Below are 26,926 nucleotides of genomic sequence, written 5' to 3'. Positions count from 1 at the left end.
CGGAAGGCCCCTTGAGGCCGACTTGATGGTTAATTGGCGCGGTAGGCGCGGCTCGGGTCGTCTCCGGCAAGATCGGCCAAGATCGTCTCGCCGGCGATCGCGGTCTGCCCTTCCGAGACCAGCGCCTTGGTGCCCAATGGCAGATAGACGTCGAGCCGCGAGCCGAAGCGGATCAGGCCGAAGCGCTCGCCGGCGCCGATCGCCTGCCCCTCCTTGACGAAGCAGACGATGCGCTTGGCGACGAGCCCCGCGATCTGGATCACGCCGATCCGCGCCGTCGGCGTCGTTATCACCAGCGAGTTGCGCTCATTGTCCTCGCTCGCCTTGTCCAGCTCGGCATTGATGAACAGGCCGGGCCGGTAGGCGATACGGTCCACCCTGCCCGCGATCGGGCTGCGGTTCACGTGGCAGTTGAACACGCTCATGAAGACCGAGATGCGCGGCAGCGGCCGGTCGCCGAGCCCGAGCTCGGCCGGCGGCAGCGCCATGGTGATCATCGAGACGCGGCCGTCGGCCGGCGACACCACGAGCCCTTCGCGCACCGGCGTCACCCTGACGGGATCACGGAAGAACAGCGCGCACCACACGGTCAGGATGGTGCCGATCCACCCCAAGGGCGACCACAGCCAGAACAGGATGAGGCTTGCCAGCGCAAAGCCGCCGATGAAGGGATAGCCCTCCTTGTGGATCGGCGGGATCTGGCGCTGGATCGAATCGAGAATGGACATCGCTATCTGCCGCTCAGGGTTGATGGCGCAGGTCGTCCCGCGCGGTGGAGTTGTTTAGGCCAGAGTTGGGACCGGAGACAAGGTCACTCGGCAGCCGCAGGTGCCGTCAGGACGTCGGCGACCGGCGGAGGCTCCCGGTTGGGCGCCTCGCGGCTGTCGGCCATCTGGGCCAATTTCTCACGCGCCGCCTCGGCTTCGCGCTGCCTGTTCCACATGCTGGCGTAGAGGCCGCCCTGCGCAAGCAGTTGTGCGTGGGTGCCGCGCTCGGCGATGCGGCCCTGGTCCAGCACGATGATCTCGTCGGCGCCGACGATGGTCGAGAGCCGGTGCGCGATCACGAGCGAGGTGCGGTTCTTGGCCACGCGCTCGAGCGCGCCCTGGATCTCGTGCTCGGTGTGGGTGTCGAGCGCGGAGGTCGCCTCGTCCAGCACGAGGATCGGCGGCGCCTTCAGCACGGTGCGCGCGATCGCGACGCGCTGCTTCTCGCCGCCGGACAGTTTCAGGCCGCGCTCGCCGACCTGGGTCTCGTAGCCCATCGGCGCCATGCGAATGAAATGGTCGATCTGCGCCAGGCCCGCCGCCTCCTCGACTTCGGTGTCGCTGGCGTCCCAGCGGCCGTAGCGGATGTTGTAGCGGATGGTGTCGTTGAACAGCACGGTGTCCTGCGGCACCATGCCGATGGAAGCGCGCAAGCTGGCCTGCGTAACCTCGCGAATATCCTGGCCGTCGATCAGGATCCTGCCGCCGGAGATGTCGTAGAGGCGGAACAGGAGCCGCGAGATGGTCGATTTGCCCGCGCCCGACGGCCCGACGATCGCGACCGTCTTGCCCGCCGGCACCTCGAAGCTGATGCCTTTCAGGATCGGCCGCGCCGGCTCATAGGCAAAGCGCACGTCCTCGAAACGCACGGTGCCGGCGGAGATGACCAGTGGCTGCGCATCGGGAACGTCCTTGATCTCGGCCTCGCGTCCCAGCACCCCAAACATCTTCTCGATGTCGATGATGGCCTGCTTGATCTCGCGATAGACCATGCCCATGAAATTCAGCGGCTGGTAGAGCTGGATCATCATGGCGTTGACCAGCACGAAATCACCGACCGTGTTGGTGCCGTTGCGTACGCCGATCGCGCACATCAGCATGGTCGCCGTCAGCCCCAGCGTGAAGATCACGGCCTGGCCGGTGTTGAGGACGGCGAGCGACGTATAGGCCTGAACGCTCGACTCCTCGTAGCGCGCGACCGAGCGGTCATAGCGCTGCGCCTCGCGCGCCTCGGCGCTGAAATATTTCACGGTCTCGTAGTTGAGCAGCGAGTCGATCGCCTTGGTGTTCGCCTCGGTGTCGGAATCGTTCATCTTGCGGCGGATGCCGATCCGCCACTCGGTCGCGATATAGGTGTAGTACATGTAGACCGTAACCGTGATCAGCGTCGCGACCACGTAGCGCCAGTCGAATTGCCAGAGCAGCACGGCCATCAGGAGCGAGACCTCGACGATGGTCGGGATCAGCTGGAGGATCACCATGCGCACGATGACTTCGATGCCCTCGCGGCCGCGCTCGAGCACGCGCGTCAGGCCGCCGGTCTTGCGCTCGAGGTGAAAGCGCAGCGAGAGCTCGTGCATGTGAATGAAGGTGATGGTGGCGAGCTTGCGCACCGCATGCATGGCGACGCGCGCGAAGATGCCGTCGCGCCATTGCGTCATCACCGCCATCAGGATGCGCATCACGCCGTAGCTGGCGGTCAGCAGCAATGGCGAGGCGATCACCCAGAGATGCCAATTGTCGGGCAGCACCGGCGCGGTGTTGGCGCCGGTCAGCGCGTCTGTCGCCCATTTGAAGCTGAACGGAACCGTCAGCGTGATCAGCTTGGCGGCGAGCAGCAGCACCATCGACCAGACCACCCTCATCTTCAGGTCGAAGCGGTCGCCCGGCCAGATATAGGGCCACAGATGCGCCAGCGTGCCCATCAGCGTAGCCCGCTCCAGCTGTCCCCCGGGAGGCGGATCAGGAACGTCGGCGCCGTCGAACGATTGAGGTTGGTCCATCAAGAAGCCTGAAAGCCCGCCGGATGCGGGCGCGGTACGATTTGCGATTTTCGCTCGTCATATAGAGCCTTCCCGATGCCAGCGCACCCCGCCAGATGGCGAATCTTCGATTGTTTGCCGCCATTTACCGGTAAATATCCGGGTCACCCGAATCACCGATTGGGCTTGACGCCTCTTCGCTGCAATGCATCATGGCACCAATGAGCACGATCAAAACCGTCTGTGTCTATTGCGGCTCCGGCCCCGGAACCAATCCCCGCTTCACCGAGGGCGCCAAGGCGTTCGGCAAGGCCCTCGCCGATAACAACATTCGCCTCGTCTATGGCGGAGGCTCGCTCGGCCTGATGGGCTCGGTCGCGACCTCCGTGCTGGATCACGGCGGCAGCGTCACCGGCATCATTCCCGAATTCCTGCGGAAGCGCGAGAACGCGCTGACCCGCGTGCAGGAGATGATCGTCACCCCCGACATGCACGAGCGCAAGCGGCTGATGTTCGAACGCTCCGACGCCTTCGTGGCGCTGCCGGGCGGCGTCGGCACGCTGGAGGAGCTGGTGGAGCAGCTGACCTGGAAACAGCTCGGCCGCCACGCCAAGCCGGTGCTGCTCGCCAATTTCGACAATTTCTGGGAGCCGCTGTTCTCGCTGCTGTCGCACATGCGCCAGACCGAGTTCATCCGCGCCGGCCTCTCGGTCGACATCCTCAAGGCCGATCGGGTCGAGGAGATCCTGCCGAAGCTGAAGGCCGCAGTGGCGCAGCTCGCCGAGGCGGAAAAAGAGCTCGCGCCGGAAGTTGCACGCAAGCTTTAGCCAGCGGGAAACGTCACCGCCTCGATCCGGTTGCCGTCGGGATCGGTGACGAACGCCGCGTAGTAGCGCACGCGGTCGTGCGGGCGGATACCCGGCGCGCCGTCCGATGCGCCGCCGGCGGCAAGGGCCGCGGCGTGAAATGCATCGACCTCGGCCGTCGTCTTTGCCCGCAGGCAGATGTGCACGCCGCTCTCGGGGGCGACATGCGGCATGCCCTCGCGCAGATTGATCCAGAATTCGGGATAGGCCTTGCCGAAGCCGACCGTCCGCGGCCGCGTGACGAGGCGCGACAGGCCGAGGGCGGCGAGCGTCGCCTCGTAGAATCTTGCCGAGCGATCGAGATCGCCGACGCCGACGGAGATGTGGTCGATCATTGGTCGCGCTCCCCTCTCTCCTCGGCATTGCGAGCCAAGCGAAGCAACCCAGACTGTGCCGGCGGAGACAATCTGGATTGCTTCGTCGCTTCGCTCCGCGCAATGACGGTGTTTGTGGCGCCGCCGTCGTTCTACGCCGGCGCGCCCGACTTCACGAGCTTGTAGATCACCGAATCCATCAGCGCCTGGAACGAGGCGTCGATGATGTTCGGGGACACGCCGACCGTGGTCCAGCGATCGCCGGTCTCGTCCTCGCTCTCGATCAGCACGCGCGTCACCGCGCCGGTGCCGCCATTGAGGATACGCACGCGGTAGTCGATCAGCGTCAGCCCCTCGATGTATTTCTGGTACTTGCCGAGGTCTTTTCGCAGGGCAACGTCGAGCGCGTTGACCGGGCCGTTGCCTTCGGCGGCCGAGATCAGGTGCTCGCCGGCGACGTCGACCTTGACCACGGCGAGCGCCACGGTGACGCGCTCGCCATGCGAATTGTAGCGCTGCTCGACATTGACGTCGAACTGCTCGACCTCGAAATAATGCGGCACCTTGCCGAGCGTGCGGCGCGCCAACAGATCGAACGAGGCGTTGGCCGATTCATAGGCGTAGCCTTGCGCCTCGCGCTCCTTCAACTCCTCGACCAGACGCGTCAGCTTCGGGTCGCTCTTCTCGTAGGGAATGCCGGCCCGGTCGAGCTCGGCGATGACGTTGGAGCGGCCGGCCTGGTCGGACACCAGCACCTTGCGGTGATTGCCGACCAGTTCCGGCAGGACGTGCTCATAGGTCTGCGGATCCTTCAGCACGGCGGAGGCATGAATGCCGGTCTTGGTGACGAACGCGCTCTCGCCGACATAGGCCGCATGCCGGTTCGGCACGCGGTTGAGCATGTCGTCGAGCGTGCGGGACACCTTGACCAGGGTCGCCAGCTTCTCTGCGGTGACGCCGATTTCGAAGGCGTCGGCGAATTCCTGCTTCAGCTTCAAGGTCGGGATCAGCGAGCAGAGATTGGCGTTGCCGCAGCGCTCGCCGAGGCCGTTCAGCGTGCCCTGGATCTGCCGCGCGCCGGCGCGCACCGCGGCCAGCGAATTCGCCACCGCCTGCTCGGTGTCGTTATGGGCGTGGATGCCGACATGATCGCCGGGGATGTGCTTCGTCACCTCGGTGACGATGGCCTCGACCTCGTTCGGCATGGTGCCGCCATTGGTGTCGCACAGCACCACCCAGCGCGCGCCGGCCTCATAAGCGGCCTTGGCGCAGGCCAGCGCGAAGCTCGCGTCCTCCTTGTAGCCATCGAAGAAATGCTCGCAGTCGAGCATGACCTCGCGGCCGGCGGCCTTCGCGGCGGCCACGCTGTCGCGGATCGAGGCGAGGTTCTCCTCCTTGGTCGTCTCCAGCGCCACGCGCACCTGATAGGCGGAGGATTTTGCCACGAAGCAGATCGCATCCGCCTTCGCGTCCAGCAGCCCAGCGACACCGGGATCGTTGGAGACCGACCGCCCTGCCCGGCGCGTCATGCCGAAGGCGGTGAAGCGCGCATGATCGAGTTTCGGCTTGGTCGCGAAAAACTCGGTATCGGTCGGATTGGCGCCAGGATAGCCGCCCTCGACATAGTCGATGCCGAGATCGTCGAGCATCGCCGCGATCACCTGCTTGTCCGTCAGCGTGAAATCGACGCCATTGGTCTGCGCGCCGTCGCGCAGCGTGGTGTCGAACAGATAGAGACGCTCCCTGCTCATTGCGGTGCTCCGAGCGTCTTCTGCATCGTGGTATTGGCGAGCCACTCGTCGTTGACGGTGACGGTGTTGCGCTGCTTGGCGATATAGCCGCGCTTGGCGAAGAAGCCTTGCGCGGTGTCGCTGGCATCGACCGCGAGGCTGGTCGCGCCACGGCCGCCGGCGAGCTTCTCCAAAGCATCGACCAGCATGGTCGCGATGCCCTGCCGGCCGACGGCCGGATGCACATAGAGCATGCGGATGTGATCGGCGCCGCGCAGCGAAGCGAAGCCGACGGGCGAGCCCTCGAGCGTCGCGACCAGCGTCAGGTCGGCCGCGAGCCGCTTGCCGAACTCCTCGTCATCGGCCGCGGCCATCCAGGCCTGCTGCTGCGCTTCGTTGTAATCGTCGCCGGTCAGCTCCTCGATGCTGGCGGCGAAGATCGCGGCGAGCACCGGCACGTCATCAGGCAGCAGGGGCCGCAGGCCGGGTTTTGGCAAAGTCTGTCCCATCGTCTTCACCACATCCCATAGAGTTTCAGCGCCAGCGCCACGGCAGCGCCGAGCAGCAGGATTTTCAGCGCGATGTAATAGAGCCAGTGCCGCGGGAACGGCGTGTCGGGGCGCGTCATCGTGCGACCTCCCACGTCGTCCCTTCCTTGGAGTCCTTGATCGCAACGCCCATCGCCGCCAACAGATCGCGGATGCGGTCGGATTCCGCAAAATCCTTGCGCGCACGCGCGGTCGTCCGCTCCGAGATCAGACGCTCGACTTCCCTGGCATCGACCCCGCTCGCCTGCCGCTTGCGCCCTTCCCACTGGGCTGCGCTCTCCGAGAGGAAACCGAGCAAGCGCAATGACCCCGCCAGGGCAGCCACGTCACTGCCACGCAGGCCATGCAGCGCCGCGATTGCGAGCGGCGTGTTGAGGTCGTCGAGCAGCGGCTCGACCACCGACGAAGCCGGCTGGCCGGGCGCGACGTCGGCCGCGACGCGATACCAATCGTCGAGCGTCTTGGCGCTCTCCTCCAGCGACTTCGTGGTCCAGTCGATCGGCGAACGATAATGCGTCTTGAGCATGTTCAGACGCAGCACCTCGCCCGGCCAGTCCGCGAGCAGCTCGTGGATGGTGACGAAGTTGCCGAGGCTCTTCGACATCTTCTCGCTCTCGACCTGCAGGAAGCCGTTGTGCATCCAGGTGTTCGCCATGCGCGGCTGGTGGAAGGCGCAGCAGGTCTGCGCCACCTCGTTCTCGTGATGCGGAAACACGAGATCGATGCCGCCGCCATGGATGTCGAAATGCTCGCCGAGGTGCTTCCAGGCCATGGCCGAGCACTCGACGTGCCAGCCTGGACGCCCCTGCACGGCGATGCCCGCCGGCGACGGCCATGACGGCTCGCCCGGCTTGGACGGTTTCCACAGCACGAAGTCGGTGTTGTCTTTCTTGTAGGGCGCGACATCGACGCGCGCGCCGGCGATCATCTCGTCGAGCGAGCGATTGGACAGCGCGCCATAGCGCGGCAAGCCGGAATTGGCGGCGTTCATCGCCTGCGGCGAGAACAGCACATGGTCCTCGGCGACATAGGCGAAGCCGCCGGCAACCAGCCTCTCGATGATCTCGCGCATCTCGCCGATATGCTCGGTCGCACGCGGCTCGACGCTCGGGCGGAGCGCGCCGAGCGCATCGACGTCGGCGTGAAACTGCCTGCCGGTCTGCTCGGTGACCTTGCGGATCGCCTCGTTCAGCGGGAGCCCTGGAAAATCGCGCGCGGCGCGGTCGTTGATCTTGTCGTCGACGTCGGTGATGTTGCGGACATATTTGACGTGCGCCTCGCCATAGAGATGGCGCAGCAGCCGAAACAGCACGTCGAACACGATCACCGGCCGCGCATTGCCGATATGGGCGAAGTCGTAGACGGTCGGTCCGCAGACATACATGCGGACACTGTTCGCATCGAGCGGCTGGAACGGCCGCTTCTCCTTCGTCAGCGTATCGTAGAGGCGCAAGTCCATATGGATACCCGTCGGCTGTTGGCCGGGCGTCCAGTGCTCTCAATGTTTTTGAGAAAAGACGGCTCCAGCCAGCGAATCGCTAGCTCGTAATCTCGCGGCAAATGGCGCAAATGACGAGGAGACCGTTCATGACGGAACATATGGGCTATGAGGCCGCCCCGCGTCAAGAGAGCCGCGGAAACGCCGCTTTATCTCCGCAATCCGCGGCCGCCTGCCTTTATGGTTCATCATCCTTAACTATTTGAGCCCATTCTGGAACTGGCAGTTCCTTTTTTGCCCCGGTGTTTTCATGCGATCATTGCTTGCGCTGATTTCCTGCGCCTCCATCCTTGCGGCGTCCAGCGCATGCGCCGAGACCCGCGTCTTCATCATCGCCAACCAGGCCGACGGCTACGGCGTCGACCAGTGCCTGGCCAAGGGCGAGAAATGCGGCGCGCAGGTCGCACGCACCTATTGCCAGTCACGCGATTTTGCCCAGGCATCAAGCTATCGCCGGGTCGATCCCGACGAAATTACCGGCTCCGTCCCCAAATCCGGCGCAAACTGCTCCCATGGCCATTGCGACGAATATGTCGCAATCACCTGCCAGCGCTGAATTCGCTCGGAACTGGCGTAACTTAGGCCCCGATCCTTGGTCCCCGAAACGACGTGACGATGCCGCAGGAAGCGGCTATTGGAGGGCGCGCTTCGGCCTTCCAGATCACGCTGGGCCGTGACCTCGCTAGAATGGCGGATATGCCTGAATTTTTGTCCCTCTCCCGTGCCCGCTTCCTCCTTGCCTGCGCCGTGCTCCTTGGCACCGTCGTGCTCGCCACCAGCGCTTTCGCACAGGCCGGCCCGCCCGGACCGCCGCCTCAGCCCGGCCAGAACGGGCTTGGAACTAATCCGATGTGCGTGCGACTGGAAGGACAGCTCGCCGCGCTCGATCGTGGCGGCGGCGGTGACCCCGCGCGCGAGGACCAGATCCGCCGCTATCAGGAGTCCCAGACCCGTCAGCAGGCCGAGCTCGACCGCGTCACCATGCAGGCCAAGCGCATGGGCTGCGATTCCTCCGGATTCTTCTCGCTGTTCAACGGCCAGTCGGCACAGTGCGGTCCGGTCAACACCCAGATCCAGCAGATGCGCGCCAATCTGGACCAGATTACCGGCAATCTCGAGCGCCTGCGCGGCGGCGGCCCCGGCGGCTTCAGCCCGGAGCGCGACAACCAGCGCCGTTCGGTGCTTGCAGCGCTGGCGCAGAACAATTGCGGCCCGCAATATGCCAACGCCGCGCAGTCGCAAGGCGGCGGCAATTTCCTGAGCAATCTGTTCGGCGGCAACAACGCCAACAATCCGCAAGCCGTGCCGCCCTCCGATCTCGGGCCGCAATCCGGCACCTACCGCACCGTGTGCGTGCGCACCTGTGACGGCGCTTACTTCCCCATCTCGTTTGCCACCGTGCCGGCGCGCTTCCCTGACGACGAGAGGACCTGCAAGGCGCTGTGCCCGGCCGCTGAAGCCGTGCTCTACACCCATCGCAATCCCGGCGAGGACATGAACTCCGCGGTCTCCATCAGCGGCCAGCCCTACACGGCGCTGCCGACCGCCTTCAAATTCCGCAGCGAGTTCAACCCGTCCTGCTCCTGCAAGGCCGCGGGCCAGACCTGGGCCGATGCGCTGAAATCGGCCGACGACAAGGCCGCGGCCGAGCAGCAAGGTGACATCATCGTCACCGAGGAGAGCGCCAAGAAGATGCAGCAGCAGCGGCTCAACAAGGGCACGCCTGCGAATGCCAAGAAGGGCGCTGCTCCGGCACCCACGACAGCCGCCGCGCCCGCGGCGACGCCGCCTGCGGATACCGGCACGCCTGCGACCTCGTCCGAGAACAAGCCGATCCGCTCGGTCGGACCGAGCTTCCTGCCGCAGCAGCAGAAGTAGTGCCGTTCCCTTCTCCCCTTGTGGGAGAAGGTGGCGCGAAGCGCCGGATGAGGGGTTCTATCCGCGCTCACATATGCATATGCGTACGTGGGGATAGACCCCTCACCCGAGTGAGTCCGTTTCGACGGCAGTGCCGCCCTCTCCCACAAGGGGCGAGGGCACAATAACGCCCATCTCGCTCGCGGGTATGGGCGAGGTAAACCCAAGCGCCAAACCCGTCACCCCTCGAACGCGTCGATCGACGCTTTGCTCCCACGCGAGACCAGCGTCTCGTCCGCGGCGGGCAGCGGCTCTCCCTTGTCGCGAAAACGGTTGGTGATGGGGTAGCGGCGGTCGCGGCCGAAATTCCTGGCCGTCACCTTCACCCCCGGCGCGGCCTGACGGCGCTTGTATTCGGCGACGTTGAGCAGATGATCGATGCGCACCACGGTCTCGCGATCGAAGCCGGCGGCGATGATCTTGTCGAGCGGCTCCTCGCGCTCGATCAGGCGCTCCAGGATGGCATCGAGCACGTCGTAAGGCGGCAGCGAGTCCTGATCGGTCTGGTTCTCGCGCAATTCCGCGGTCGGCGGGCGCGTGATGATATCGGGGGGAATGACCTCGCCTGCAGGGCCCAGCGCGCCATCGGGTTTCCAGCTGTTGCGCAATGCCGCCAGCCGAAACACCTGCGTCTTGTAGATGTCCTTGATCGGGTTGAAGCCGCCGTTCATGTCACCATAGAGCGTGGCGTAGCCGACCGACATTTCCGACTTGTTGCCTGTCGTCATCACCATCAGGCCGGTCTTGTTGGAGATCGCCATCAGCAGCGTGCCGCGGGTGCGGGCCTGGAGATTTTCCTCGGTGATATCAGGCGGCAGATTCTTGAAGATGTCCGAGAGAATAGTCTCGAAGCCGCTCACGGCTTCCGCGATCGGCAGCACCTCGTAGCGGATGCCGAGATGGCCGGCGAGCTCGCCGGCGTCCGCGATCGAGTGTGCTGCCGTATACCGGTAAGGCAGCATCACGCCGTGCACCTGGTCGGCGCCGAGTGCATCGACCGCGATCGCAGCGCACAGGGCGGAGTCGATGCCGCCGGAAATGCCGAGCAGCACGCCGGGAAAGCCGTTCTTGGCGACGTAATCGCGCAGGCCCAGCACGCAGGCGGCGTAGTCGGCATGGTCGCCCTCGGGCTGCGCGGCGATCGGTCCCGTGCAGCGCCAGTCGTCGCCGTTGCGCGTGAAGCGCAGCGTCGTGATGCTCTCCGCGAACGCCGGCAGCTGCGCGGCGAGCGAGAGGTCGCCGTTGAGCGCAAAGGAAGCGCCGTCGAACACCAGTTCGTCCTGGCCGCAGACCTGGTTGAGATAGACCAGCGGCAGCCCGCTTTCGGTGACGCGCGCGACGGCGACCGACAGGCGCACGTCGCTCTTGTCCCGGGCGTAAGGCGAGCCGTTCGGCACCAGGAGGATCTCGGCGCCGGTCTCGGCCAGCGTCTCGACCACGTTCTCGTAATCCTCGGACTCCTCCAGCCAGATGTCCTCGCAGATCGGAACGCCGATGCGCACGCCGCGCACGGTCACGGGGCCTGCGGCAGGCCCGCGCGAAAACAGCCGCTTCTCGTCGAACACGCCGTAATTCGGCAGATTGCATTTGAAGCGCAAGCCGGCGATACGGCCGCCATCGAGCAACGCGCAGGCATTGTAGAGCCTGCCCTCCTCGACCCAGGGCGTGCCGACCAGCATGGCCGGGCCGCCATCGGCGGTCTCGCGGGCGAGCCCCTCGATCGCGGCGCGGCAGGCAGCCTGGAAGGCCGGCTTCTGCACCAGGTCTTCCGGCGGATAGCCGGCAATGAACAATTCCGGTAACAGCACGAGATCGGCGCCGTCCGCGATCGCCTGCAGACGCGCAGCACGGACTTTCGCGGCGTTGCCCTCGATGTCGCCCATGGTCGGATTGAGCTGGGCGAGCGTGACCGCGAATGCGTTGAGACGTTCGGTCATGGCCGCCGCGCTCCGATTATTGGGTTAGAGGAATCCCAATCGCTCGATGATGGCAATGATCCAGAACGCGCCGGCCATCAGCAGCGCAACGCCGACCGCGGCCGAGCCCATGTCCTTGACCCGCCCGATCTGCTTGTCGTGGTCCATGGTCAGACGGTCGGCAAGCTTTTCGATCGCGGTGTTGAGCAACTCGACCGTCAGCACGAAGGCAACCGAACAGACCAGCTCGACCGCCCGCAGCGCCGTCGCGGCGACGAACCATGCCAGCGGCACCGACAGGATGAGCGCAAATATCTCCTCGCGAACGGCCTGCTCCGAACGGAACGCAAAGGCCAGACCGTTACGGGAATTGATCGTGGCCTTCCAGATCCGCAGCAAGGTGTTAGAGCCCCGCTGCGGCCGGCATCGGCTTGACCTTGCCGGCGCGCTCCTGCTTGAGAAGCTCCGCGACCAGGAACGCCATGTCGATGGATTGCTCGGCATTGAGGCGCGGATCGCAGACCGTGTGGTAGCGATCGTTGAGATCCTCGTCCGTGATCGCGCGGGCGCCGCCGAGGCACTCGGTGACGTCCTGGCCCGTCATCTCCAGATGCACGCCGCCGGCATGGGTGCCCTCCGCGGCGTGGATCGCGAAGAACGACTTCACCTCGGACAGGATGCGGTCGAACGGACGCGTCTTGTAACCCGACGTCGAGGTGATGGTGTTGCCGTGCATGGGATCGCAGGACCAGACCACCACTTTGCCCTCGCGCTTCACGGCGCGGATCATGTTCGGCAGATGCTCGCCGACCTTGTCGGAGCCGAAGCGGCCGATCAGCGTCAGCCGGCCCGGCTCGTTGTCGGGATTGAGCACGTCGATCAGCTTCAGCAGCTCGTCGGGCTTGAGCGACGGGCCGCATTTGAGCCCGATCGGGTTCTTGATGCCGCGGAAATATTCGATATGGCCGTGATCGAGCTGGCGGGTGCGGTCGCCGATCCAGATCATGTGGCCGGAGGTCGCGTACCAGTCGCCGGTGGTGGAATCGACGCGGGTCATGGCCTGCTCGTAGCCGAGCAGCAGGGCCTCGTGGCTGGTGTAGAAATCGGTGGCGCGCAGCTCGGGATGGGCCTCGAGATCGAGGCCGCAGGCGCGCATGAAATTCAGCGCGTCGGAAATGCGGTCAGCCAGCTCCTTGTAGCGGCGGGACTGCGGCGAGTCCTTGAGGAAGCCGAGCATCCACTGATGCACGCTGCCGAGATTGGCGTAGCCGCCGGTGGCGAAGGCACGAAGCAGGTTCAGCGTCGCCGCCGACTGGCGATAGGCCATCAGCTGGCGCTGCGGATCCGGCACGCGCGCTTCCCTGGTGAAGGCGATGTCGTTGACGATGTCGCCGCGATAGCTCGGCAGCTCGACGCCGTTGATCTTCTCGGTCGGCGAGGACCGCGGCTTGGCGAACTGGCCGGCGACGCGGCCGACCTTCACCACCGGCACCGCGCCGGCGTAAGTGAGCACCACCGCCATCTGCAGCAGCACGCGGAAGAAGTCGCGAATGTTGTTGGCGCCGTGCTCGGCAAAGCTCTCGGCGCAATCGCCGCCCTGCAGCAGGAAGGCCTCGCCGGCCGCGACCCGCGCCAGTGCCTTTTTCAGGTTGCGCGCCTCGCCCGCGAACACCAGCGGCGGAAAGGTCGCAAGCTGCGCCTCGACGTCGGCCAGGGCCTTGGCGTCGGGATAATCGGGCACCTGGAGCACCGGCTTGCTGCGCCAGGACTCGGGCGTCCACCGCTCGGACATCGCAATCTCTCCGTGAAGCAAAAAGCACAACCTGATCTGTGGGTTGCGAGGGCCGCCTTATACACAGGCTGGGTCCCCGCCGCCAGTTGTAAATCCATTCGGCACTGCAAACCCTTGCGGGAAAAGCCAAATTCGCATTTGTTGGGAAACGGCGAGGAAACTGGCAGGATACCGGCTGCCCATGGACGCGGCACTGGACGACGTTTTCATCGACGAGATCAGCTTCCCGGCGAGCGACGGGTATGCGCTGGCCGGCACCTTGTTCCTGCCGCGCGGGACCAAGCGCCATGCCGTCCTGATCAACTCCGCGACCGCCGTCCCGCGAAAAATCTATCGCGGCTTTGCCTCCTATCTCGCCCACCGCGGCTGCGCGGTCCTGACCTACGACTATCGCGGCATTGGCGACTCCCGGCTGCCGGCGATGGTCGGCTACAACCAGCCGAAATCGCTGGTCGGCTTCAAGGCCTCGATGTCGGACTGGGCCGCGCTCGACGTCGCCGCCGCGGTGCACTGGATGCGCGAGCGCTACAACACCCTGCCGCTCGCCTATGTCGGCCACTCCTTCGGCGGCCAGGCGCTGGGGCTGATCGCAAACAACAGCGAGATTTCGCGCGCCGCCTTCGTGGCCTCGCAAGCGGCAACCTGGCGGCTGATGACATCTCCGGAGAAATATCGCGTCTACGCCTTCATGAATCTCGTCGGCGTGCCGCTCGTCCACGCGCTCGGCTACGCGCCGGGCTGGGCCGGCATCGGCGAGGACCTACCCAAGGGCGTGTTCCTGCAATGGGCCGAGTGGGTCTCGAGCCCGCGCTACCTGTTCGATTCAAAGCTGCCGGCGCTGGAGAATTTCGCAAAATTCAAGGGCGAGCTGCGCGCGCTGTGCTTCTCCGACGATGCCTGGGCGACGCGGCCGGCGGTCGAGCTGCTCACGTCCGGCTTCACCGCGATCAAGCCGGAGGTGCTGACGGTGAAGCCGTCCGACGTCGGCGCCAAGGGAATAGGCCATTTCGGCTTCTTCCGCCCCGAGCATCGCGACACGCTATGGCGCGGCGTGGCGGAATGGATCCAGGGGGAGTGAGAATAGAGCGCGAAAGGCGTGGACCGGCACATGCTGCTTCTCGGGGTGAAGCAGACCGGCGCAACGTGCTCCGGCATTTCGTCTTGTGATTCCGAACGAACGTCGGCGCTAGCCGAAAGCAGTTCTGCGTGCTTTGATGCGCTGGGCCAGATATCATATTTTTGAGGCCATTTTGACCGGCGAGCGCGTGGAACGACGACTTGTAGCGGTGTTGGCTGCGGATGTCGCTGGTTACAGCCGTCTCATGGGCGCCGACGAGGAAGGCACGCTGGCCCGGCTGAAGGAAGCTCGAAAGTCCGTTGTCGATGCCACGATCTCTGCGCATCGCGGCCGCATCGTCAAGACCACCGGCGACGGCATGCTGGTCGAGTTTGCGAGTGCGGTAGACGCGGCGCGCAGTGCGGTTGAAGTCCAGCGCAGAATGGCGGCGCAGAACGCCGACGTCTCCCCGGCAATGAGGATCGAATTCCGGATCGGCATCCACATCGGCGATATCATCATCGATGACAACGACATCTTCGGCGATGGCGTCAACATCGCAGCGCGCCTCGAAGGGATAGCCGACCCCGGCGGCATCTGTGTTTCCGACGATGCTCGTCGGCAGATTCGCGGCAAGATAGACGTCGCCTACGACGATATGGGCCTGCAGGCACTCAAGAATATCGCCGAACCGATGCATGCATGGCGTCTTCTTGTCGATGAGTACTCCTCTGCAGCATCAACGCCAGGTCAAGCGCCTGAAATCGCGGGACCCCTTGCGCTTCCGGACAAGCCATCCATCGCGGTGCTGCCGTTCCAGAACATGAGTCCCGATCCGGACCAGGAGTTCTTCGCCGACGGAATCGCGCAGGACGTCATCACGGCTTTGTCGCGATACTCCTCACTGTTCGTCATCGCCCGCAATTCGTCGTTTTCCTTCAAGGGACGCGCGGTCGACGTGAAACAAGTCGGGCGCGAACTCGGCGTTCGCTATGTGCTTGAGGGCGGTCTGCGAAAATCCGGCAACCGCGTCCGCGTCACCGCACAGCTTGTCGAAGCGGAAACGGGCAAACATGTCTGGGCGGAACGTTACGACCGCGATATAGCCGACATCTTCTCCGTACAGGATGACATCGCGCAATCCACGACCATCGCCATCGCACCGGTCATTGCCGGCGCCGAGCAACAGCGGGCGATGCGCAAGCCACCCGCAAGTCTTGATGCCTGGGGTGCCTACCAGCGTGGAATGTGGCATCTGGGCAAGGCGAGCGCCGAGGATGATGCCGTTGCCGGACAGTTCTTTCAGCGGGCCATTGATCTCGACCCAATGTTCGCGCCCGGATATATCGGGCTCTCCACCGTGCTCAGTCGGGCGAAAGGAACACAAGTCAAAGAAGAAGAATTGGCGCGACGCGCGGTCGCTCTGGATGGTGGCAACGCTGACGCCCATTCACGCCTGGCGCTGGCGCTCAACGCTCGGGGCGATCACAGCGGGGCACATGCCCAGGCCGAACGGGCGCTGGCACTCTGCCCGAATCTGGCAGCGGCTCACGGAGCTTTGGGCGTCATTCTCGCGTATTCCGGCCGTCCAAAAGAGGGGCTCGTCGCCCTCGAGACGTGCATTCGACTCGACCCTCGTGACCCGTCGCTGGTGAATCGCTTGAACCAGGTCGCATTGGCTCACTATTTTTGCCGGGACTACGCCGCCGCAGTCGAGACGGCGGAGCACGCGACCCGAACATTTCCCGATTTTCCCTCCCCCTACCGCTGGCTTGCCGCTGCTCTCGGCCAACTCGGTCGCACCGCTGAAGCCGAAGATGCGCTGCAAAAAGCAATCGCAATTTCATCCACATCCTTTGAGTTTCAGGTCCGTCAGCGGCCACCGTGGTTTCGGCCAGAAGATCACGCCCTCATGCTGGACGGCCTTCATAAAGCCGGTTGGGAGGATTGAAGAAGCAGTCGACCGATTTCCGTTCATGGCCCATCGTATCGGTGATGTGGTGCGGAGTCCTGCGCAAACGGGACGTCACCGGCCAAGGGACGAGCCGCCGCGATTGACCCAACTCCGACATTGGCTGTAACTTTCAAGTATTGCTTGATGAATTGAGCTGAAATTTTCCGGCGCAGGTCCACGCGGCCGAACCGCCGCCCTAGCCGTACCGAATATATTGGAGCGTCCTTATGCAGAGGCTATTCGCAATTTTTCTGATTGTCGTTGGTTTTTCCTTGCCTCAACTTGCGAAGGCCGGACCAAACGAAGACGCCGCGGCGGTCAGAGCGCAGTGGGAGCAGGTCTACAATTCGGGCGATGCCGACAAGTTCGTCGCACTCTACACCAGCGAAGCAACGCTTTTCGGGTCGGTTGCCCAACTCTTCTCAGGCTCAGCGGGCGTACGCGCCTACTTTAGTAAGCTCCCTCCAGGCATCCAAGTAAAGATGGGAGACCAACAAGCCGTCGCGGTGGTGCCAGACGTCCTTCTTAGCTCCGGCTTTGCGAATTTCATTCTCAAGGACGGCACAGTGGTCCCCTACCGTTTGACGCTCGCGATGGTGAAGGTAGACGGCCGATGGCTGATTGCTCAGCATCACGGCTCACCCGTGCCAAAATGAACTGAGGAACGAGACCAGTCTGTTGCTCGTAGGTGGGGGCTGGTCGTCCGGGCGAAGCGGAACCATGAGTAGACGCCCTAGCGAATGATCATCGTCAGAGACGAGTAACGCTTGTTCGGCTTGGCTTCGCCCGGCGCGAATTGCGCAAAGGCGTCGCTGACGCGCACGGCCGGCGGCGTATCGCCGGCGAACCGGAATTCCTTCGGCCGCGGCGCGTAGAAGCTGGCGCTGTAATAGGCGTCGTCGAAGCGCGCTTCGCCAACCCCGAACAATGCGTCGCACGCGAACAGGAGCGCGTAGACTCCCGCGACGGCAACGACGATCTCCCTGAGAACTGACATGCTGATGCCCCAACCTTTTGCAGGCAGCATGCAGGCCGGTTCCAAAACTCTGGTTTAAGGCGCCGTGCTTCTTGTCCGCAGGGTTTGCCGCGACTGAGCGGAATGCAGACAATTTGACCGATCTCGAAAAGAGAGCCCGCCTGACCGAAAGATCAGGCGGGCTCCAGGCTTGGCCGCTCGGGAGGTATCAGACGGCCAGGTTCATCCACACAGCCTTGGGTTCGGTGAAATTGTCGAGCGCGGCCGTGCCGTGCTCGCGGCCAAGGCCGGAGTCGCGCTCGCCGCCCCAGGGCAGGCGCACGTCGGTGTAGCCATAAGTGTTCATCCACACCGTCCCGGCACGCGCCCGCTTGGCGAAGCGCTGCAGCCTGCCGATATCGCGGCTCCAGACACCGGCGGCGAGGCTGTAGGCGGTGCCGTTGGCGATCCGCAGGGCATCGGCCTCGTCCCTGAACTTGATGACGCTGACGACGGGGCCAAAGATTTCCTCCTGCGAGATCCGCATCTCGTGTTCGACGCCCGCGAACACCGCGGGGCTGATGAAATAGCCGCGCTCGCCGACCCGCGTCCCGCCGGTGACGAGGGTTGCCCCCTCCTTCTGCCCGATATCGACATAATCGAGGATCGACTTCATCTGCTTCTCGGAGATCACGGGACCGAGCGTCGTCTTGCGATCGAGCGGATCGCCGATCCTGAGCGATCTTGCGCGCGCAGCCAGCCGCTCGACGACCTCGTCATAGGCTTTCTCCTGCACCAGCACCCGGGAGCCGGCCGAGCACACCTGCCCCGCATTGAAGAAGATGCCGGATGCCGCAGCCTTGCTTGCTGCTTCGAGATCGGCATCGTCGAAGATGACGTTGGCCGACTTGCCGCCAAGCTCGAGCGAGACGCGCTTGAAGTTGCCGGCCGCGCCCTTCATGATTCCGCGGCCCACGCCGGGCGAGCCGGTGAAGGTGACCTTGTCGACGTCGGGGTGATTGACCAGCGCGTCGCCGACGACGCGGCCGGGCCCTGTGACGACGTTGAAGACGCCCGCCGGCAGGCCGGCTTCGAGCGCAAGCTCGGCGATGCGCAGCGCGGACAGCGAGGTCAGCTCGGCCGGCTTCATCACGATCGTGCAGCCGCAGGCCAGCGCCGGCGCGAGCTTCCACATCCCGATCATCAGCGGGAAATTCCACGGCACGATCGCTGCGACCACGCCGACCGGCTCGCGCACGGTATAGGTCAGGGCATCGTCACGCACCGGCACGACGTCGCCGCTGATCTTGTCGGCCCAGCCGGCATAATAGATCAGCGTGTCGATGGCGGCCGGAAAGTCCTGGCGCATCGTCGCGGAGATCGGCTTGCCGGCATCGATCGACTCGAGCTCGATTATCTCGTCGGCGTGCTGTTTCAGCAGCTCGGCCCAGCGCAGCATGATCTGGCCGCGCTCGGAGGCGCGCATCGTGCGCCAGGGACCTTCGAACGCCCTGCGCGCTGCCGCCACGGCGTGCTCGACATCCGCCTCGTTGCCTTCGGCAACAGTCGCGATGACCTGACCGGTCGCGGGATTGAGGGACTTGAAGGTGCGGCCGGAGCTGGCGGCCACGCGGCGACCGTCGATCAGCAGATGCTGCGGCCGGGCCATGAATTCGGCCGCCGGCGAATGCGCAAAGTCATATGCAACGGACATCATATTTACTCCATCTCTGGTATGCCAGCCTAAGCGCATTTTAACCGGAGTAAATATGATATGGTTTGCAAATGGACGCCCCACATATGAAGCGAAGTTCATAAGGACATCAGATGCTTCAGATCGAGATCGAAGCCGTCTGGCGGTTTCGCCGCGAGGGCAATCCGCGCACCGTCGTCGTCATGCTCGGCATCCTCAATGAAATCAGGAAGACCGGAAAGATCACCAGCGCGGCCAGCGATGCGCACCTGTCCTATCGCCATGTCTGGAATCTGATCGAGCAATGGTCGGAATTCTTCGGCACGCCGCTGGTCGAGACCCAGCGCGGCAAGGGCTCGAAACTCACGCCGTTCGGCGAGCGGCTGGTGTGGGCCGGCGAGCGCATGCAGGCCCGGCTCGGGCCGCAGCTCCAAAACCTGGCGCAGGAGCTGGCAAGCGAGATCAAGCCGTTCCTCGAGCAGCGCCCCTCGGTGATCCGCGTCCATGCCAGCCACGGCTTTGCGGTGGCGAAGCTGCGCGAGTTCCTCGACCGCGAGCCCGGCATCGGCGTCGATTTGCGCTATGTCAGCAACCAGCATTCGCTGGTCGCGCTGGCACAGGGTGCCTGCGACCTCTCCGGCCTGCATCTGCCGCACGGCGCGCTGCGCGCCCAGGGCATCAAGGCGGCGCGCGAATGGCTCGATCCGCGCGAAGATCGCATCATCAGCTTCGTGACCCGCGAGATGGGATTGATGGTCGCGCGGGGCAATCCGCTGCGCATCGCTTCGCTCGGCGATCTCACCGGCCCCAAGGTGCGCTTCGTCAACCGCGACCATGATTCCGGCACGCGCCTGCTGTTCGACCAGTTGCTTACCGCAAGCGGCATCGACGAGAGCAGGATCAACGGCGCGCAGCAGATCGAGTTCACCCACGCCGCGGTCGCGGCCTATGTCGCGAGCGGCATGGCGGATGTGAGTTTTGGCGTCGAGGCGGCCGCCCGGCATTTCGGCCTCGATTTCATCCGCCTCCTCACCGAGGATTATTTCTTCGTCTGCAAGCGCGCGTTCCTGGACACCGGGCCGATGCAACGCATTCTCGAGATCATCCGCAGCGCCGATTTTCGCGCGGCTGTCGCGACGCTACCCGGCTACGTGCCGTCCGACACGGGCACTGTCACCGGCGTGAAGGCGTTTCTGGAGTTGCATGCCGTGCGATGATGCCGAAGAATCCCCTGGCGTTGGCCTTGTCCGCGCCGGTCAGATCACCGGCTCGTCCTTCAGCGCGGAAATCACCTGCTCGCCTCGCGTGGTCAGGCGATAGGTCACCAGCGGACGGCTCGACGGCGGTTTTCGCGCGGTCTCGACGATGTAGCCGCGCACCATCAGGGCTTCGAAGCTTCCATAATAGCCGAACATGCTGATCTGGTTCTGCTTGAGCAACTTGAACTCGCGCAAGAGACGAATCTCGTTGCCCGAGAGCAGCGACCGGCGTACGCGCTGGACGAACCGCGCGCGCTGCTCGAACCAAGCCCGGTCGGGCAGCTCGTGCGAGGGCGGCACGGCGTCTCGCTCGCAGGGACGCACTTCCGGCGCAACGTCGATCGCGACCTGCGGCAGGCAGGGCATGCTGCCGACCACTGCATCCCGGGCGACGTCGAGCAACGCGATCGGCCAACGCCGCTTGTTCTCCACCATCACCGGCGGCGGCACGACGTTGTCGCGCACCAATTGCTCGAAGCGGCCGGCGGTCACGCCGACATAGGCGGCGGCGCGGCGGCGGTCGACCAGGCGGCTGTCCCGCACCCCCTCAGGCCCGCAACCGATATTCCGGTCCACTCCGATCATCACCCAATTCATCCCCTGGCGCGTCGTTGCGCAGGCCTGGCGGCGAGGCCGGCCAAGCCGGCGGAGAACCTAGGTTGGAGAGGCGCGCTCGAAAAGCAGAGAATTTCGCACATGTTGATGCCGTTTCGGCAACAGCTATAAATGGGCCGGGGGTCCCATGCGATTTCACTCACCGGCCATTCAGTACTTCCACGCGGTCCGCCGCACCGGCTCGATCCGGGCCGCAGCGCGCGTCCTGAATGTCGCCTCCTCTGCCGTCAGCCGCCAAATTCTCAAGTTGGAACAAGAGATTGGATCACCCCTGTTCGAACGGACGACGCGTGGCCTGACGCTGACGACGGTCGGCGAGATGCTGGCCCGGCACGTCATGAACGTGCTCCAGGACCTCGACCGCTTCCGCTCGGATGTCGCCTCCCTCTCCGGCGCCTGGCACGGCACCGTCAGCATCGCCTGCATCGAGTCGCTGACCGAGTCGGTGCTGCCGGACCTGATCGCCTCGCATCGCACCCGCGCCCGGCGCGTCAGCTTCACCACCGAGGTGAAGGGATCCTCGGACGTGCTGGAGGCCCTGAGCCGCGGCGAGGCCGACATCGGCATCGCCATGGCGCTGCGCCATCCGCCGGATCTGCGGCAGGTCGCATTGAAGCGGTTTCGCCTCGGCGCGGTGGTCGCGCGCGAGCATCCGCTGGCGCGGCGCAAGACGGTCACGCTGGCACAATGCCTCGCCTTCCCCGTCATCCACGCGTTGCCGGAGCTGTCGATCTATCATCTGCTCCAGCCGCTGATCGCGCAGCTCTCGGAAACGCCGGAGCCGGCGATCCAGGCCAACTCGATCGACCTGATGCGCGAACTCGCCGCGCGCGGCGTCGGCGTCGCGTTCCAGACCCAGCTCGGAATCGGCCGGCTGTCGCGCGACAGCCAGCTCGTCTTCCTGCCGCTCGACAATGCCGGCAGCCCGGTCTGGTCCGACCTCGGCATCTACGTTCGCGCCGAGCGCACCCTGCCCGCCTACACCGAGTCGTTTCTTCAGGAACTCGTGCGCGAACTGGGAGAGCGCGAGCGGCGGGAGAACGCGGCATATCCGCAGGTCGCGTGATCAAGGGTCGCGTGATCGAACGCCGCCGTCTTTACCCGTGCGAACGCTCGAGACCGCCACGCGCGCCGTGCACGGCGTCAGCCAGCATCATTGTCTGCGTCTCAAGCGGCTGTGGTCGACCCGCATCCAGCTCATGACCGCCAGCGCCGGCGTGAGCGTCAAGGCCGCAGCACTCGGCAACGGCTTCTGGCAAATGGGCGATTTCGCGAGAGGCTACAAGATGACCTTCGGCGAGGCGCCCTCGGAGACGCCGGCGCGGGGCCGTCGTCTCTGAACGGGGTCCCGGTCGCGGGCTCAGGCGTGCCTGGACTCCTTGCGGTGACCGCTCTCGCTGAGGCGGTCGACCCAGGCGATGCCGACCGCCGAGATGATGAAGGTCAGGTGGATCAGCACCTGCCACATCACGCCGCTCTCGGTGAAATTGCTGCGCGTCGTGCCGAGATTGCCCGCCTCGATGAAGGTCCTGAGCAGCGAGATCGAGGAGATGCCGATGATCGCCATCGCCAGCTTGATCTTGAGCACGCTGGCATTGACGTGGCTCAGCCATTCCGGCTCGTCGGGATGGCCGCTCAAATTCAGGCGCGAGACGAAGGTCTCGTAGCCGCCGACGATCACCATCACCAGCAGGTTCGAGATCATGACGACGTCGATCAGCCCGAGCACGACCAGCATGATCTGCTGCTCGCTGGCGTCGAACGAGTGCAAGACCAGGTGCCAGAGCTCCTTCAGGAACAGCAGCACGTAGACCGCCTGCGCGACGATGAGGCCGACATAGAGCGGCACCTGCAGCCAGCGCGAGCCGAAGATGAGTTGCGCAAACGGGCCGATTTGCGGCGCCGTCGCGGAACGCGCCGAAGGTGCTTTGGGTTCAGAACTCATTGATCACTCCGGATGACGGACAGACACGTTGCCTCAGAGACTCGCGATCACAGGCGCGAGCTCGAGCGAGCCGCGATAGATCATCTCGAAGGCGACGTAGACGATGATGGCGAGGCCGACATAGCCGATCCAGCGCTGCTTCTGCAGCACGCGGCCGAGCAGATCGGCGGCGACGCCCATCAGCGCGACCGACAGCAGCAGGCCGAAGGCGAGGATGTAGGGATGCTCGCGCGCGGCACCCGCGACCGCGAGCACGTTGTCGAGCGACATCGAGACGTCGGCAGCGACGATCTGCACGGCCGCCTGGCTGAATGACTTTCGCGGGGCAGCAGCCGCGCCTCCGCCGCCGCCATGGCTGAACGCGAGCTCGTTCGCATGCGCGGCCTGCTCGCGCAGCTCGCGCCACATCTTCCAGCAGACCCAGAGCAGCAGCACGCCGCCGGCGAGCAGGAGGCCGATCACCTGCAGGAGCTGGGTCGCGACGCCGGCAAAGGCGATGCGCAAGACGGTGGCGGCAATGATGCCGACGACGATGGCGCGCCGGCGCTGCTCTGCCGGCAGGCCGGCGGCGGCAAGGCCGATGACGACGGCGTTGTCGCCGGCGAGCACGAGGTCGATCAGGACGACCTGAAGCAGCGCGGTGAGCGCGTCGGTGGTGATGAATTCGGTCATGATCGATCGTTTTTCGGTGCGGACGGATCGAGCCAGTGCGGCTTCTTCCGCTCAACCCAATCCAGGACCTTGGCGCGCGAGGAGCGCAGCGCGGGCACGTCTTCCGCGAGCAGCGCGAGGCCGAGCGGCAGCATCCAGACGCCGAGCACCGGCAGAAAGGAGAGCACGCCGCCGACGATCAGCAGCGCGCCCGAGGGGATCCTCACCCAGCGGCTGGACGGTTTGAGCAGATAGGTGACGGTGTCGCCCACGCGCGGCGGCAGGCGATCGACGAGCTTGTCAAGGCGCGGATCGCCGCCGGCCATCTGGCGGGCGGCGTCCTCGGTCCCGGTCGTACGCTCGTCCGATGTTGCGCTCATGCTCACTCCTTCGGGACCGTGCCTGCCGCACCCGGTCCGACCTGCTTGGCGCGGGGCAATACCAGCGTCAGCAGCCGCAGCAGCTTGATCGCCTGCACCTCATGGGGATGCACGTCCTCGTCCGCGGCCGCGACGCGCTCCGACAGCTCCATCAGGTGGCTCGAGAGCGACATGTTCGAAACCGGCCGCAGCGTGTCGATCACCACATTGGCAAAGTCCGGCTCCTCCAAACGTTCCGCCAGCGCGTCGAACATCGCGAACAATCGGTCTTCGCTGATATGCGGCGCCAATCCGCGATCCCTGATGAAGCGGATCACCTCGTCGCGCTCGACCGGCGAGACGCGCCGGTCGGCCACCGCGACGAGCGCGCCGGCGATGACCAGCGCCACCGCGGCCTGCTCGTTCAGGCCGGACGGTTCGGTGATCTCGATTTCGATCGGATTGGAAGTGGCAGCGTCAGACATCATGGCTCCTCAAGCTTGTGAGATGGCCGCGCGGAGCTGCGATGGGGACGATTGGGTCGGAGAGAACCAAGGAAGGCCCGACGATCGGCCGATCCATCGCATTCGCGCGGGACAGGTCATCCGACATCGCGAGGTTTGCCGACATTCGTCGGCGTCCTCGCCAGAGGGGCCCGGATTCTTGTTCGTCTCACACTTAAAGATGGGCCTGTCGGAATCAAGGCGAGGAGACTGCGACCAGCCGCCGCATCGGGTTCCAGGTTGACGCGCGTCGCGAGTCCGGGAATCGCTTTTACCCCATCCGCTCGACAAGATGCGCACGCGAGGGCGAAGGATCGAACCTGTCGCCGAAATACTGCGTTTCGTGCGCCACCAACCCGTCGCTGAATTCCATGATGCTGACGACGTAGGACGGCACGCCGTCATAGGTGAGCACGAACTCGCTCACCCAGAGATCGCCGCCGCCGATGATCCGACGAACCGTGAAGCGCTTCTTGTTGGGCTGCACGAACCGGCTCTCCTGGATATTCCGGCGGCCGCAGATACGTTCGCCCGATTGCGGATAGTCGAGCACCGCGTCCTCGCGATAGATGTCGTGCTCGGCCTCGAAATCGTTCGCGTCCGAAGCGTCCCAATGGCGCCGGAGCGCGGCCAGCCTGGCCTGATCATTCATCGCCATCTCCCGTTCTTGCGGTTTCCGCTGTTCAAATTGGAGCAAAGAGAGCCGGGAGCAAGGCTGTCTCGCAACGTCTAACAACGACTAACGGGCCAATAGTCCGGCCTGGGTGCAGATTGGCGATGCAGAAATCTGGAAATCGCCGGATTGCGCAGTGGCATTCGTTACGCCGGGAAATACGCATGGCACGTCTGCTTTCCGTCAATGTCGGCCTGCCGCGCGACGTCGCCTGGCAAGGCAGGACCGTTCATACCGGCATCTGGAAGGCGCCCATCGAGGGCCCGCGCAGGGTGCGCAGGCTCAACATCGATGGCGACAGCCAGGGCGATACGGCCGGTCATGGCGGCGAACATCGTGCCGTCTTCGTCTACCAGGACGAGTCCTATCGATATTGGCAGGAGCACCTAAGCCGGTCGAACCTCGTCCACGGTCAATTCGGCGAGAATTTCACCGTCGAGGGCCTCGCCGACACCGACGTGTGCATCGGCGACCGCTACAGGATCGGCTCTGCCCTGTTCGAGGTGACGCAGCCGCGCGTCACCTGCTACCGCCTCGGCATTCGCATGGAGGAGCCGGACATGCCCGCGCTGCTCGTCAAGCACGGCCGGCCCGGTTTCTATTTTCGCGTGATCGAGGAGGGCGACGTCGAAGCCGATGACGAGATCACGCGGGTCGCCCGCGGGCCCGAGCGCATGAGCGTGTTTGAGATCAATGCGCTGCTTTACATGCCGCCTCACCCGCGCGAACGCCTGGAGCGCGCACTGCGGATTCCGGCGCTGAGCCGCGGCTGGCGTCGTTCTTTCGCGGCGCTGCTCGAGCAGCAGCGCGGGAAGAATACGGCCGCGGGAAACGCCGGGCTCGGACCGGGTTCGAGCCCGCCTCCGGCATGGCACGGTTTTCGACCGTTTCGTGTGTCGCGCAAGATCGCCGAGAGCGGCAACGTGACGTCGCTGATCCTCGATCCCATCGACGGACATCCCGTGGCCGCCGCCCTGCCCGGCCAGTTCGTCGTCGTCCAGCTCGAGCCCCCGGCGGCGCGAGCGATAATGCGCAGCTATTCGCTGTCGAGCGGCTCCGACATCGCATCCTACCGCATCAGCATCAAGCGCGAGGCGCACGGTGCCGCCAGCCTCTACATCGCCGACGAGCTCCGACCGGGCGACGTCGTGCGGGTCGGCGCGCCGCGCGGGAACTTCACGCTGCGGCAGGAGGCAAGGCCCGTCGTCCTGCTGAGCGCCGGCATCGGCGTGACGCCGGTGCTCGCCATGCTCCACGCGCTTGCCGCGGAGGCGGCGACACGGGACGTCTGGTGGCTGCACGGCGCCCGCAACGGCCGCGAACATGCGTTCGCCGTCGAGGCGCGCGGGCTGTTGGCTGCGCTGGCTCACCATCACAGCCACGTCTGCTACAGCGCCCCTGAGCCGGGCGATCGTCCCGGCGTGGATTTCGACACCACCGGACGTCTGGATGGGCGCCTGCTCCTGAGGCTCGATGTGCCGCGCGATGCGGACTACTATCTCTGCGGACCGACGGCCTTCATGAGCGATCTCACGGCGGGCCTCGCAAATTTGGGCGTCTCGCCCGGTCACATCCACACGGAATTGTTCGGTGCCAGGCCATCCCTGACGCCCGGCATCGCGGCCTCGCTGCCGAAGCCTGTACATGTGCCCATGGGGGCGCCCGGCCCCGGCCCGATGGTTTCATTCGCCCGTAGTGGCCTCAACGTCTGCTGGGGACCGTCCTATGCCAGCCTGCTGGAGCTGGCCGAAGCATGCGACGTGCCGGTGCGCTGGTCGTGCCGGACCGGCGTCTGCCACAACTGCGAAAGCGGGCTCATTGCGGGAGTGGTCAGCTATGCGCCGGATCCCCTCGACGGACCGGCGGACGGAAATGTCCTGATCTGCTGCTCACGGCCCCGAAGCGACCTCGTGCTCGATCTGTGAAAGTGGG

27 protein-coding genes are annotated in these 26,926 nt (G+C 65.0%); 10 read left to right on the top strand and 17 right to left on the bottom strand.

Annotation, left to right across the window (positions count from 1 at the left end; all coding sequences use genetic code 11):
* Positions 1 to 29: 29 nt before the first annotated feature.
* The gene (locus tag JQ572_RS12645; RefSeq protein ID WP_256806929.1) at positions 30 to 734 is read right to left on the bottom strand and encodes a phosphatidylserine decarboxylase; all 705 of its coding nucleotides are present in this window, start codon (positions 732 to 734) and stop codon (positions 30 to 32) included.
* Positions 735 to 811: 77 nt separating this feature from the next.
* Entirely contained in the window at positions 812 to 2,770 is a 1,959-nt protein-coding gene (locus tag JQ572_RS12640; RefSeq protein WP_211383325.1) for an ABCB family ABC transporter ATP-binding protein/permease, read from the bottom strand.
* 200 nt (positions 2,771 to 2,970) lie between these two features.
* Here JQ572_RS12640 and JQ572_RS12635 point away from each other — a divergent pair, with 200 nt between their 5' ends.
* Complete coding sequence (locus JQ572_RS12635; protein WP_211383324.1) at positions 2,971 to 3,576, top strand: LOG family protein; 606 nt, start codon at positions 2,971 to 2,973, stop codon at positions 3,574 to 3,576.
* Here the strand turns inward: JQ572_RS12635 and JQ572_RS12630 are convergent.
* The 4 genes from JQ572_RS12630 to cysS form a co-directional block, all read right to left on the bottom strand.
* Positions 3,573 to 3,950, bottom strand: a complete 378-nt coding sequence (locus JQ572_RS12630; RefSeq protein ID WP_211383323.1) for a VOC family protein — start codon at positions 3,948 to 3,950, stop codon at positions 3,573 to 3,575. The genes JQ572_RS12635 and JQ572_RS12630 overlap by 4 nt on opposite strands.
* A gap of 131 nt (positions 3,951 to 4,081) precedes the next feature.
* The gene (gene cimA, locus JQ572_RS12625; RefSeq protein WP_211383322.1) at positions 4,082 to 5,680 is read right to left on the bottom strand and encodes a citramalate synthase; all 1,599 of its coding nucleotides are present in this window, start codon (positions 5,678 to 5,680) and stop codon (positions 4,082 to 4,084) included.
* Entirely contained in the window at positions 5,677 to 6,168 is a 492-nt protein-coding gene (locus tag JQ572_RS12620) for a GNAT family N-acetyltransferase (RefSeq protein ID WP_211383321.1), read from the bottom strand. The genes cimA and JQ572_RS12620 overlap by 4 nt, the downstream gene beginning before the upstream one ends.
* Before the next feature lie 115 nt (positions 6,169 to 6,283).
* The gene (cysS, locus tag JQ572_RS12615) at positions 6,284 to 7,666 is read right to left on the bottom strand and encodes a cysteine--tRNA ligase (RefSeq protein WP_211383320.1); all 1,383 of its coding nucleotides are present in this window, start codon (positions 7,664 to 7,666) and stop codon (positions 6,284 to 6,286) included.
* 289 nt (positions 7,667 to 7,955) lie between these two features.
* Here cysS and JQ572_RS12610 point away from each other — a divergent pair, with 289 nt between their 5' ends.
* Entirely contained in the window at positions 7,956 to 8,261 is a 306-nt protein-coding gene (locus JQ572_RS12610) for a hypothetical protein (protein WP_211383319.1), read from the top strand.
* 131 nt (positions 8,262 to 8,392) lie between these two features.
* On the top strand, positions 8,393 to 9,583 hold the full coding sequence (locus tag JQ572_RS12605; protein WP_211383318.1) for a DUF2865 domain-containing protein: 1,191 nt from the start codon (positions 8,393 to 8,395) through the stop codon (positions 9,581 to 9,583).
* 218 nt (positions 9,584 to 9,801) lie between these two features.
* Here the strand turns inward: JQ572_RS12605 and JQ572_RS12600 are convergent, their stop codons facing one another.
* From JQ572_RS12600 to JQ572_RS12590, 3 genes are read right to left on the bottom strand one after another with little or no spacing between them, the layout of a single operon-like run.
* On the bottom strand, positions 9,802 to 11,559 hold the full coding sequence (locus tag JQ572_RS12600; RefSeq protein ID WP_211383317.1) for an NAD+ synthase: 1,758 nt from the start codon (positions 11,557 to 11,559) through the stop codon (positions 9,802 to 9,804).
* A gap of 24 nt (positions 11,560 to 11,583) precedes the next feature.
* Positions 11,584 to 11,937, bottom strand: a complete 354-nt coding sequence (locus JQ572_RS12595) for a diacylglycerol kinase (RefSeq protein WP_063983991.1) — start codon at positions 11,935 to 11,937, stop codon at positions 11,584 to 11,586.
* A 4-nt stretch (positions 11,938 to 11,941) separates the two neighbouring features.
* Positions 11,942 to 13,330, bottom strand: a complete 1,389-nt coding sequence (locus tag JQ572_RS12590) for a class II 3-deoxy-7-phosphoheptulonate synthase (protein WP_211383316.1) — start codon at positions 13,328 to 13,330, stop codon at positions 11,942 to 11,944.
* 181 nt (positions 13,331 to 13,511) lie between these two features.
* Here JQ572_RS12590 and JQ572_RS12585 point away from each other — a divergent pair, with 181 nt between their 5' ends.
* From JQ572_RS12585 to JQ572_RS12575, 3 genes are all read left to right on the top strand, one after another.
* A complete protein-coding gene (locus JQ572_RS12585; protein ID WP_211383315.1) occupies positions 13,512 to 14,408 on the top strand; it encodes an alpha/beta hydrolase family protein in 897 nt (298 codons plus the stop codon).
* A 136-nt stretch (positions 14,409 to 14,544) separates the two neighbouring features.
* Complete coding sequence (locus tag JQ572_RS12580; protein ID WP_211383314.1) at positions 14,545 to 16,338, top strand: adenylate/guanylate cyclase domain-containing protein; 1,794 nt, start codon at positions 14,545 to 14,547, stop codon at positions 16,336 to 16,338.
* 230 nt (positions 16,339 to 16,568) lie between these two features.
* The gene (locus JQ572_RS12575) at positions 16,569 to 16,997 is read left to right on the top strand and encodes an SgcJ/EcaC family oxidoreductase (protein ID WP_211383313.1); all 429 of its coding nucleotides are present in this window, start codon (positions 16,569 to 16,571) and stop codon (positions 16,995 to 16,997) included.
* Between the two features lie 77 nt (positions 16,998 to 17,074).
* On the opposite strand, the gene JQ572_RS12570 is transcribed toward JQ572_RS12575, so the two are convergent.
* On the bottom strand, positions 17,075 to 17,338 hold the full coding sequence (locus JQ572_RS12570) for a hypothetical protein (RefSeq protein WP_211383312.1): 264 nt from the start codon (positions 17,336 to 17,338) through the stop codon (positions 17,075 to 17,077).
* Between the two features lie 187 nt (positions 17,339 to 17,525).
* Positions 17,526 to 19,010 (bottom strand): aldehyde dehydrogenase family protein, encoded by a 1,485-nt coding sequence (locus JQ572_RS12565; protein ID WP_211383555.1) that lies wholly within the window; start codon positions 19,008 to 19,010, stop codon positions 17,526 to 17,528.
* Between the two features lie 113 nt (positions 19,011 to 19,123).
* Here JQ572_RS12565 and JQ572_RS12560 point away from each other — a divergent pair, with 113 nt between their 5' ends.
* Positions 19,124 to 20,206: a substrate-binding domain-containing protein gene (locus JQ572_RS12560; RefSeq protein WP_211383311.1), complete on the top strand. Its 1,083-nt coding sequence runs from the start codon at positions 19,124 to 19,126 to the stop codon at positions 20,204 to 20,206.
* Between the two features lie 39 nt (positions 20,207 to 20,245).
* On the opposite strand, the gene JQ572_RS12555 is transcribed toward JQ572_RS12560, so the two are convergent.
* On the bottom strand, positions 20,246 to 20,833 hold the full coding sequence (locus JQ572_RS12555) for a hypothetical protein (protein WP_211383554.1): 588 nt from the start codon (positions 20,831 to 20,833) through the stop codon (positions 20,246 to 20,248).
* A 157-nt stretch (positions 20,834 to 20,990) separates the two neighbouring features.
* Between JQ572_RS12555 and JQ572_RS12550 the strand changes: the two genes are divergently transcribed.
* Both JQ572_RS12550 and JQ572_RS12545 read left to right on the top strand, forming a co-directional pair.
* A complete protein-coding gene (locus tag JQ572_RS12550; RefSeq protein WP_211383310.1) occupies positions 20,991 to 21,929 on the top strand; it encodes a LysR family transcriptional regulator in 939 nt (312 codons plus the stop codon).
* A gap of 37 nt (positions 21,930 to 21,966) precedes the next feature.
* Positions 21,967 to 22,203, top strand: a complete 237-nt coding sequence (locus tag JQ572_RS12545; protein ID WP_349643093.1) for a helix-turn-helix domain-containing protein — start codon at positions 21,967 to 21,969, stop codon at positions 22,201 to 22,203.
* A gap of 20 nt (positions 22,204 to 22,223) precedes the next feature.
* On the opposite strand, the gene JQ572_RS12540 is transcribed toward JQ572_RS12545, so the two are convergent.
* The 5 genes from JQ572_RS12540 to JQ572_RS12520 form a co-directional block, all read right to left on the bottom strand.
* Positions 22,224 to 22,808 (bottom strand): TIGR00645 family protein, encoded by a 585-nt coding sequence (locus JQ572_RS12540; protein WP_211383309.1) that lies wholly within the window; start codon positions 22,806 to 22,808, stop codon positions 22,224 to 22,226.
* 33 nt (positions 22,809 to 22,841) lie between these two features.
* Complete coding sequence (locus tag JQ572_RS12535; RefSeq protein WP_211383308.1) at positions 22,842 to 23,480, bottom strand: TerC family protein; 639 nt, start codon at positions 23,478 to 23,480, stop codon at positions 22,842 to 22,844.
* Positions 23,477 to 23,839, bottom strand: coding sequence for a hypothetical protein (locus JQ572_RS12530; protein WP_211383307.1), 363 nt, complete (start codon positions 23,837 to 23,839; stop codon positions 23,477 to 23,479). The genes JQ572_RS12535 and JQ572_RS12530 overlap by 4 nt, the downstream gene beginning before the upstream one ends.
* 2 nt (positions 23,840 to 23,841) lie before the next feature.
* On the bottom strand, positions 23,842 to 24,303 hold the full coding sequence (locus JQ572_RS12525) for a TerB family tellurite resistance protein (RefSeq protein WP_211383306.1): 462 nt from the start codon (positions 24,301 to 24,303) through the stop codon (positions 23,842 to 23,844).
* 289 nt (positions 24,304 to 24,592) lie between these two features.
* Positions 24,593 to 24,973: a nuclear transport factor 2 family protein gene (locus tag JQ572_RS12520; protein WP_211383305.1), complete on the bottom strand. Its 381-nt coding sequence runs from the start codon at positions 24,971 to 24,973 to the stop codon at positions 24,593 to 24,595.
* Between the two features lie 185 nt (positions 24,974 to 25,158).
* Here JQ572_RS12520 and JQ572_RS12515 point away from each other — a divergent pair, with 185 nt between their 5' ends.
* Complete coding sequence (locus JQ572_RS12515; protein ID WP_211383304.1) at positions 25,159 to 26,919, top strand: MOSC and FAD-binding oxidoreductase domain-containing protein; 1,761 nt, start codon at positions 25,159 to 25,161, stop codon at positions 26,917 to 26,919.
* Positions 26,920 to 26,926 lie beyond the last annotated feature (7 nt).

Source organism: Bradyrhizobium sp. SZCCT0153 (assembly GCF_018129995.1).
GTDB classification, from domain to species: domain Bacteria; phylum Pseudomonadota; class Alphaproteobacteria; order Rhizobiales; family Xanthobacteraceae; genus Bradyrhizobium; species Bradyrhizobium japonicum_G.
The sequence above is the reverse complement of the archived record's forward strand: the minus strand, read 5'-3'. Positions and strand labels throughout refer to the sequence as shown.

Bases quoted from the DNA above. Each gene is read 5' to 3' on its own strand.
- JQ572_RS12585 (WP_211383315.1), top strand. From the start codon at position 13,512: ATGGACGCGGCACTGGACGACGTTTTCATCGACGAGATCAGCTTCCCG.
- JQ572_RS12635 (WP_211383324.1), top strand. From the start codon at position 2,971: ATGAGCACGATCAAAACCGTCTGTGTCTATTGCGGCTCCGGCCCCGGA.
- JQ572_RS12525 (WP_211383306.1), bottom strand. From the start codon at position 24,303: ATGTCTGACGCTGCCACTTCCAATCCGATCGAAATCGAGATCACCGAA.
- JQ572_RS12640 (WP_211383325.1), bottom strand. From the start codon at position 2,770: ATGGACCAACCTCAATCGTTCGACGGCGCCGACGTTCCTGATCCGCCT.
- JQ572_RS12590 (WP_211383316.1), bottom strand. From the start codon at position 13,330: ATGTCCGAGCGGTGGACGCCCGAGTCCTGGCGCAGCAAGCCGGTGCTC.
- JQ572_RS12565 (WP_211383555.1), bottom strand. From the start codon at position 19,010: ATGTCCGTTGCATATGACTTTGCGCATTCGCCGGCGGCCGAATTCATG.
- JQ572_RS12560 (WP_211383311.1), top strand. From the start codon at position 19,124: ATGCTTCAGATCGAGATCGAAGCCGTCTGGCGGTTTCGCCGCGAGGGC.
- JQ572_RS12520 (WP_211383305.1), bottom strand. From the start codon at position 24,973: ATGAATGATCAGGCCAGGCTGGCCGCGCTCCGGCGCCATTGGGACGCT.
- JQ572_RS12630 (WP_211383323.1), bottom strand. From the start codon at position 3,950: ATGATCGACCACATCTCCGTCGGCGTCGGCGATCTCGATCGCTCGGCA.
- JQ572_RS12540 (WP_211383309.1), bottom strand. From the start codon at position 22,808: ATGAGTTCTGAACCCAAAGCACCTTCGGCGCGTTCCGCGACGGCGCCG.
- cimA (WP_211383322.1), bottom strand. From the start codon at position 5,680: ATGAGCAGGGAGCGTCTCTATCTGTTCGACACCACGCTGCGCGACGGC.
- cysS (WP_211383320.1), bottom strand. From the start codon at position 7,666: ATGGACTTGCGCCTCTACGATACGCTGACGAAGGAGAAGCGGCCGTTC.
- JQ572_RS12570 (WP_211383312.1), bottom strand. From the start codon at position 17,338: ATGTCAGTTCTCAGGGAGATCGTCGTTGCCGTCGCGGGAGTCTACGCG.
- JQ572_RS12515 (WP_211383304.1), top strand. From the start codon at position 25,159: ATGGCACGTCTGCTTTCCGTCAATGTCGGCCTGCCGCGCGACGTCGCC.
- JQ572_RS12555 (WP_211383554.1), bottom strand. From the start codon at position 20,833: ATGATCGGAGTGGACCGGAATATCGGTTGCGGGCCTGAGGGGGTGCGG.
- JQ572_RS12605 (WP_211383318.1), top strand. From the start codon at position 8,393: ATGGCGGATATGCCTGAATTTTTGTCCCTCTCCCGTGCCCGCTTCCTC.
- JQ572_RS12600 (WP_211383317.1), bottom strand. From the start codon at position 11,559: ATGACCGAACGTCTCAACGCATTCGCGGTCACGCTCGCCCAGCTCAAT.
- JQ572_RS12535 (WP_211383308.1), bottom strand. From the start codon at position 23,480: ATGACCGAATTCATCACCACCGACGCGCTCACCGCGCTGCTTCAGGTC.
- JQ572_RS12530 (WP_211383307.1), bottom strand. From the start codon at position 23,839: ATGAGCGCAACATCGGACGAGCGTACGACCGGGACCGAGGACGCCGCC.
- JQ572_RS12580 (WP_211383314.1), top strand. From the start codon at position 14,545: ATGCGCTGGGCCAGATATCATATTTTTGAGGCCATTTTGACCGGCGAG.
- JQ572_RS12575 (WP_211383313.1), top strand. From the start codon at position 16,569: ATGCAGAGGCTATTCGCAATTTTTCTGATTGTCGTTGGTTTTTCCTTG.
- JQ572_RS12610 (WP_211383319.1), top strand. From the start codon at position 7,956: ATGCGATCATTGCTTGCGCTGATTTCCTGCGCCTCCATCCTTGCGGCG.
- JQ572_RS12620 (WP_211383321.1), bottom strand. From the start codon at position 6,168: ATGGGACAGACTTTGCCAAAACCCGGCCTGCGGCCCCTGCTGCCTGAT.
- JQ572_RS12550 (WP_211383310.1), top strand. From the start codon at position 20,991: ATGCGATTTCACTCACCGGCCATTCAGTACTTCCACGCGGTCCGCCGC.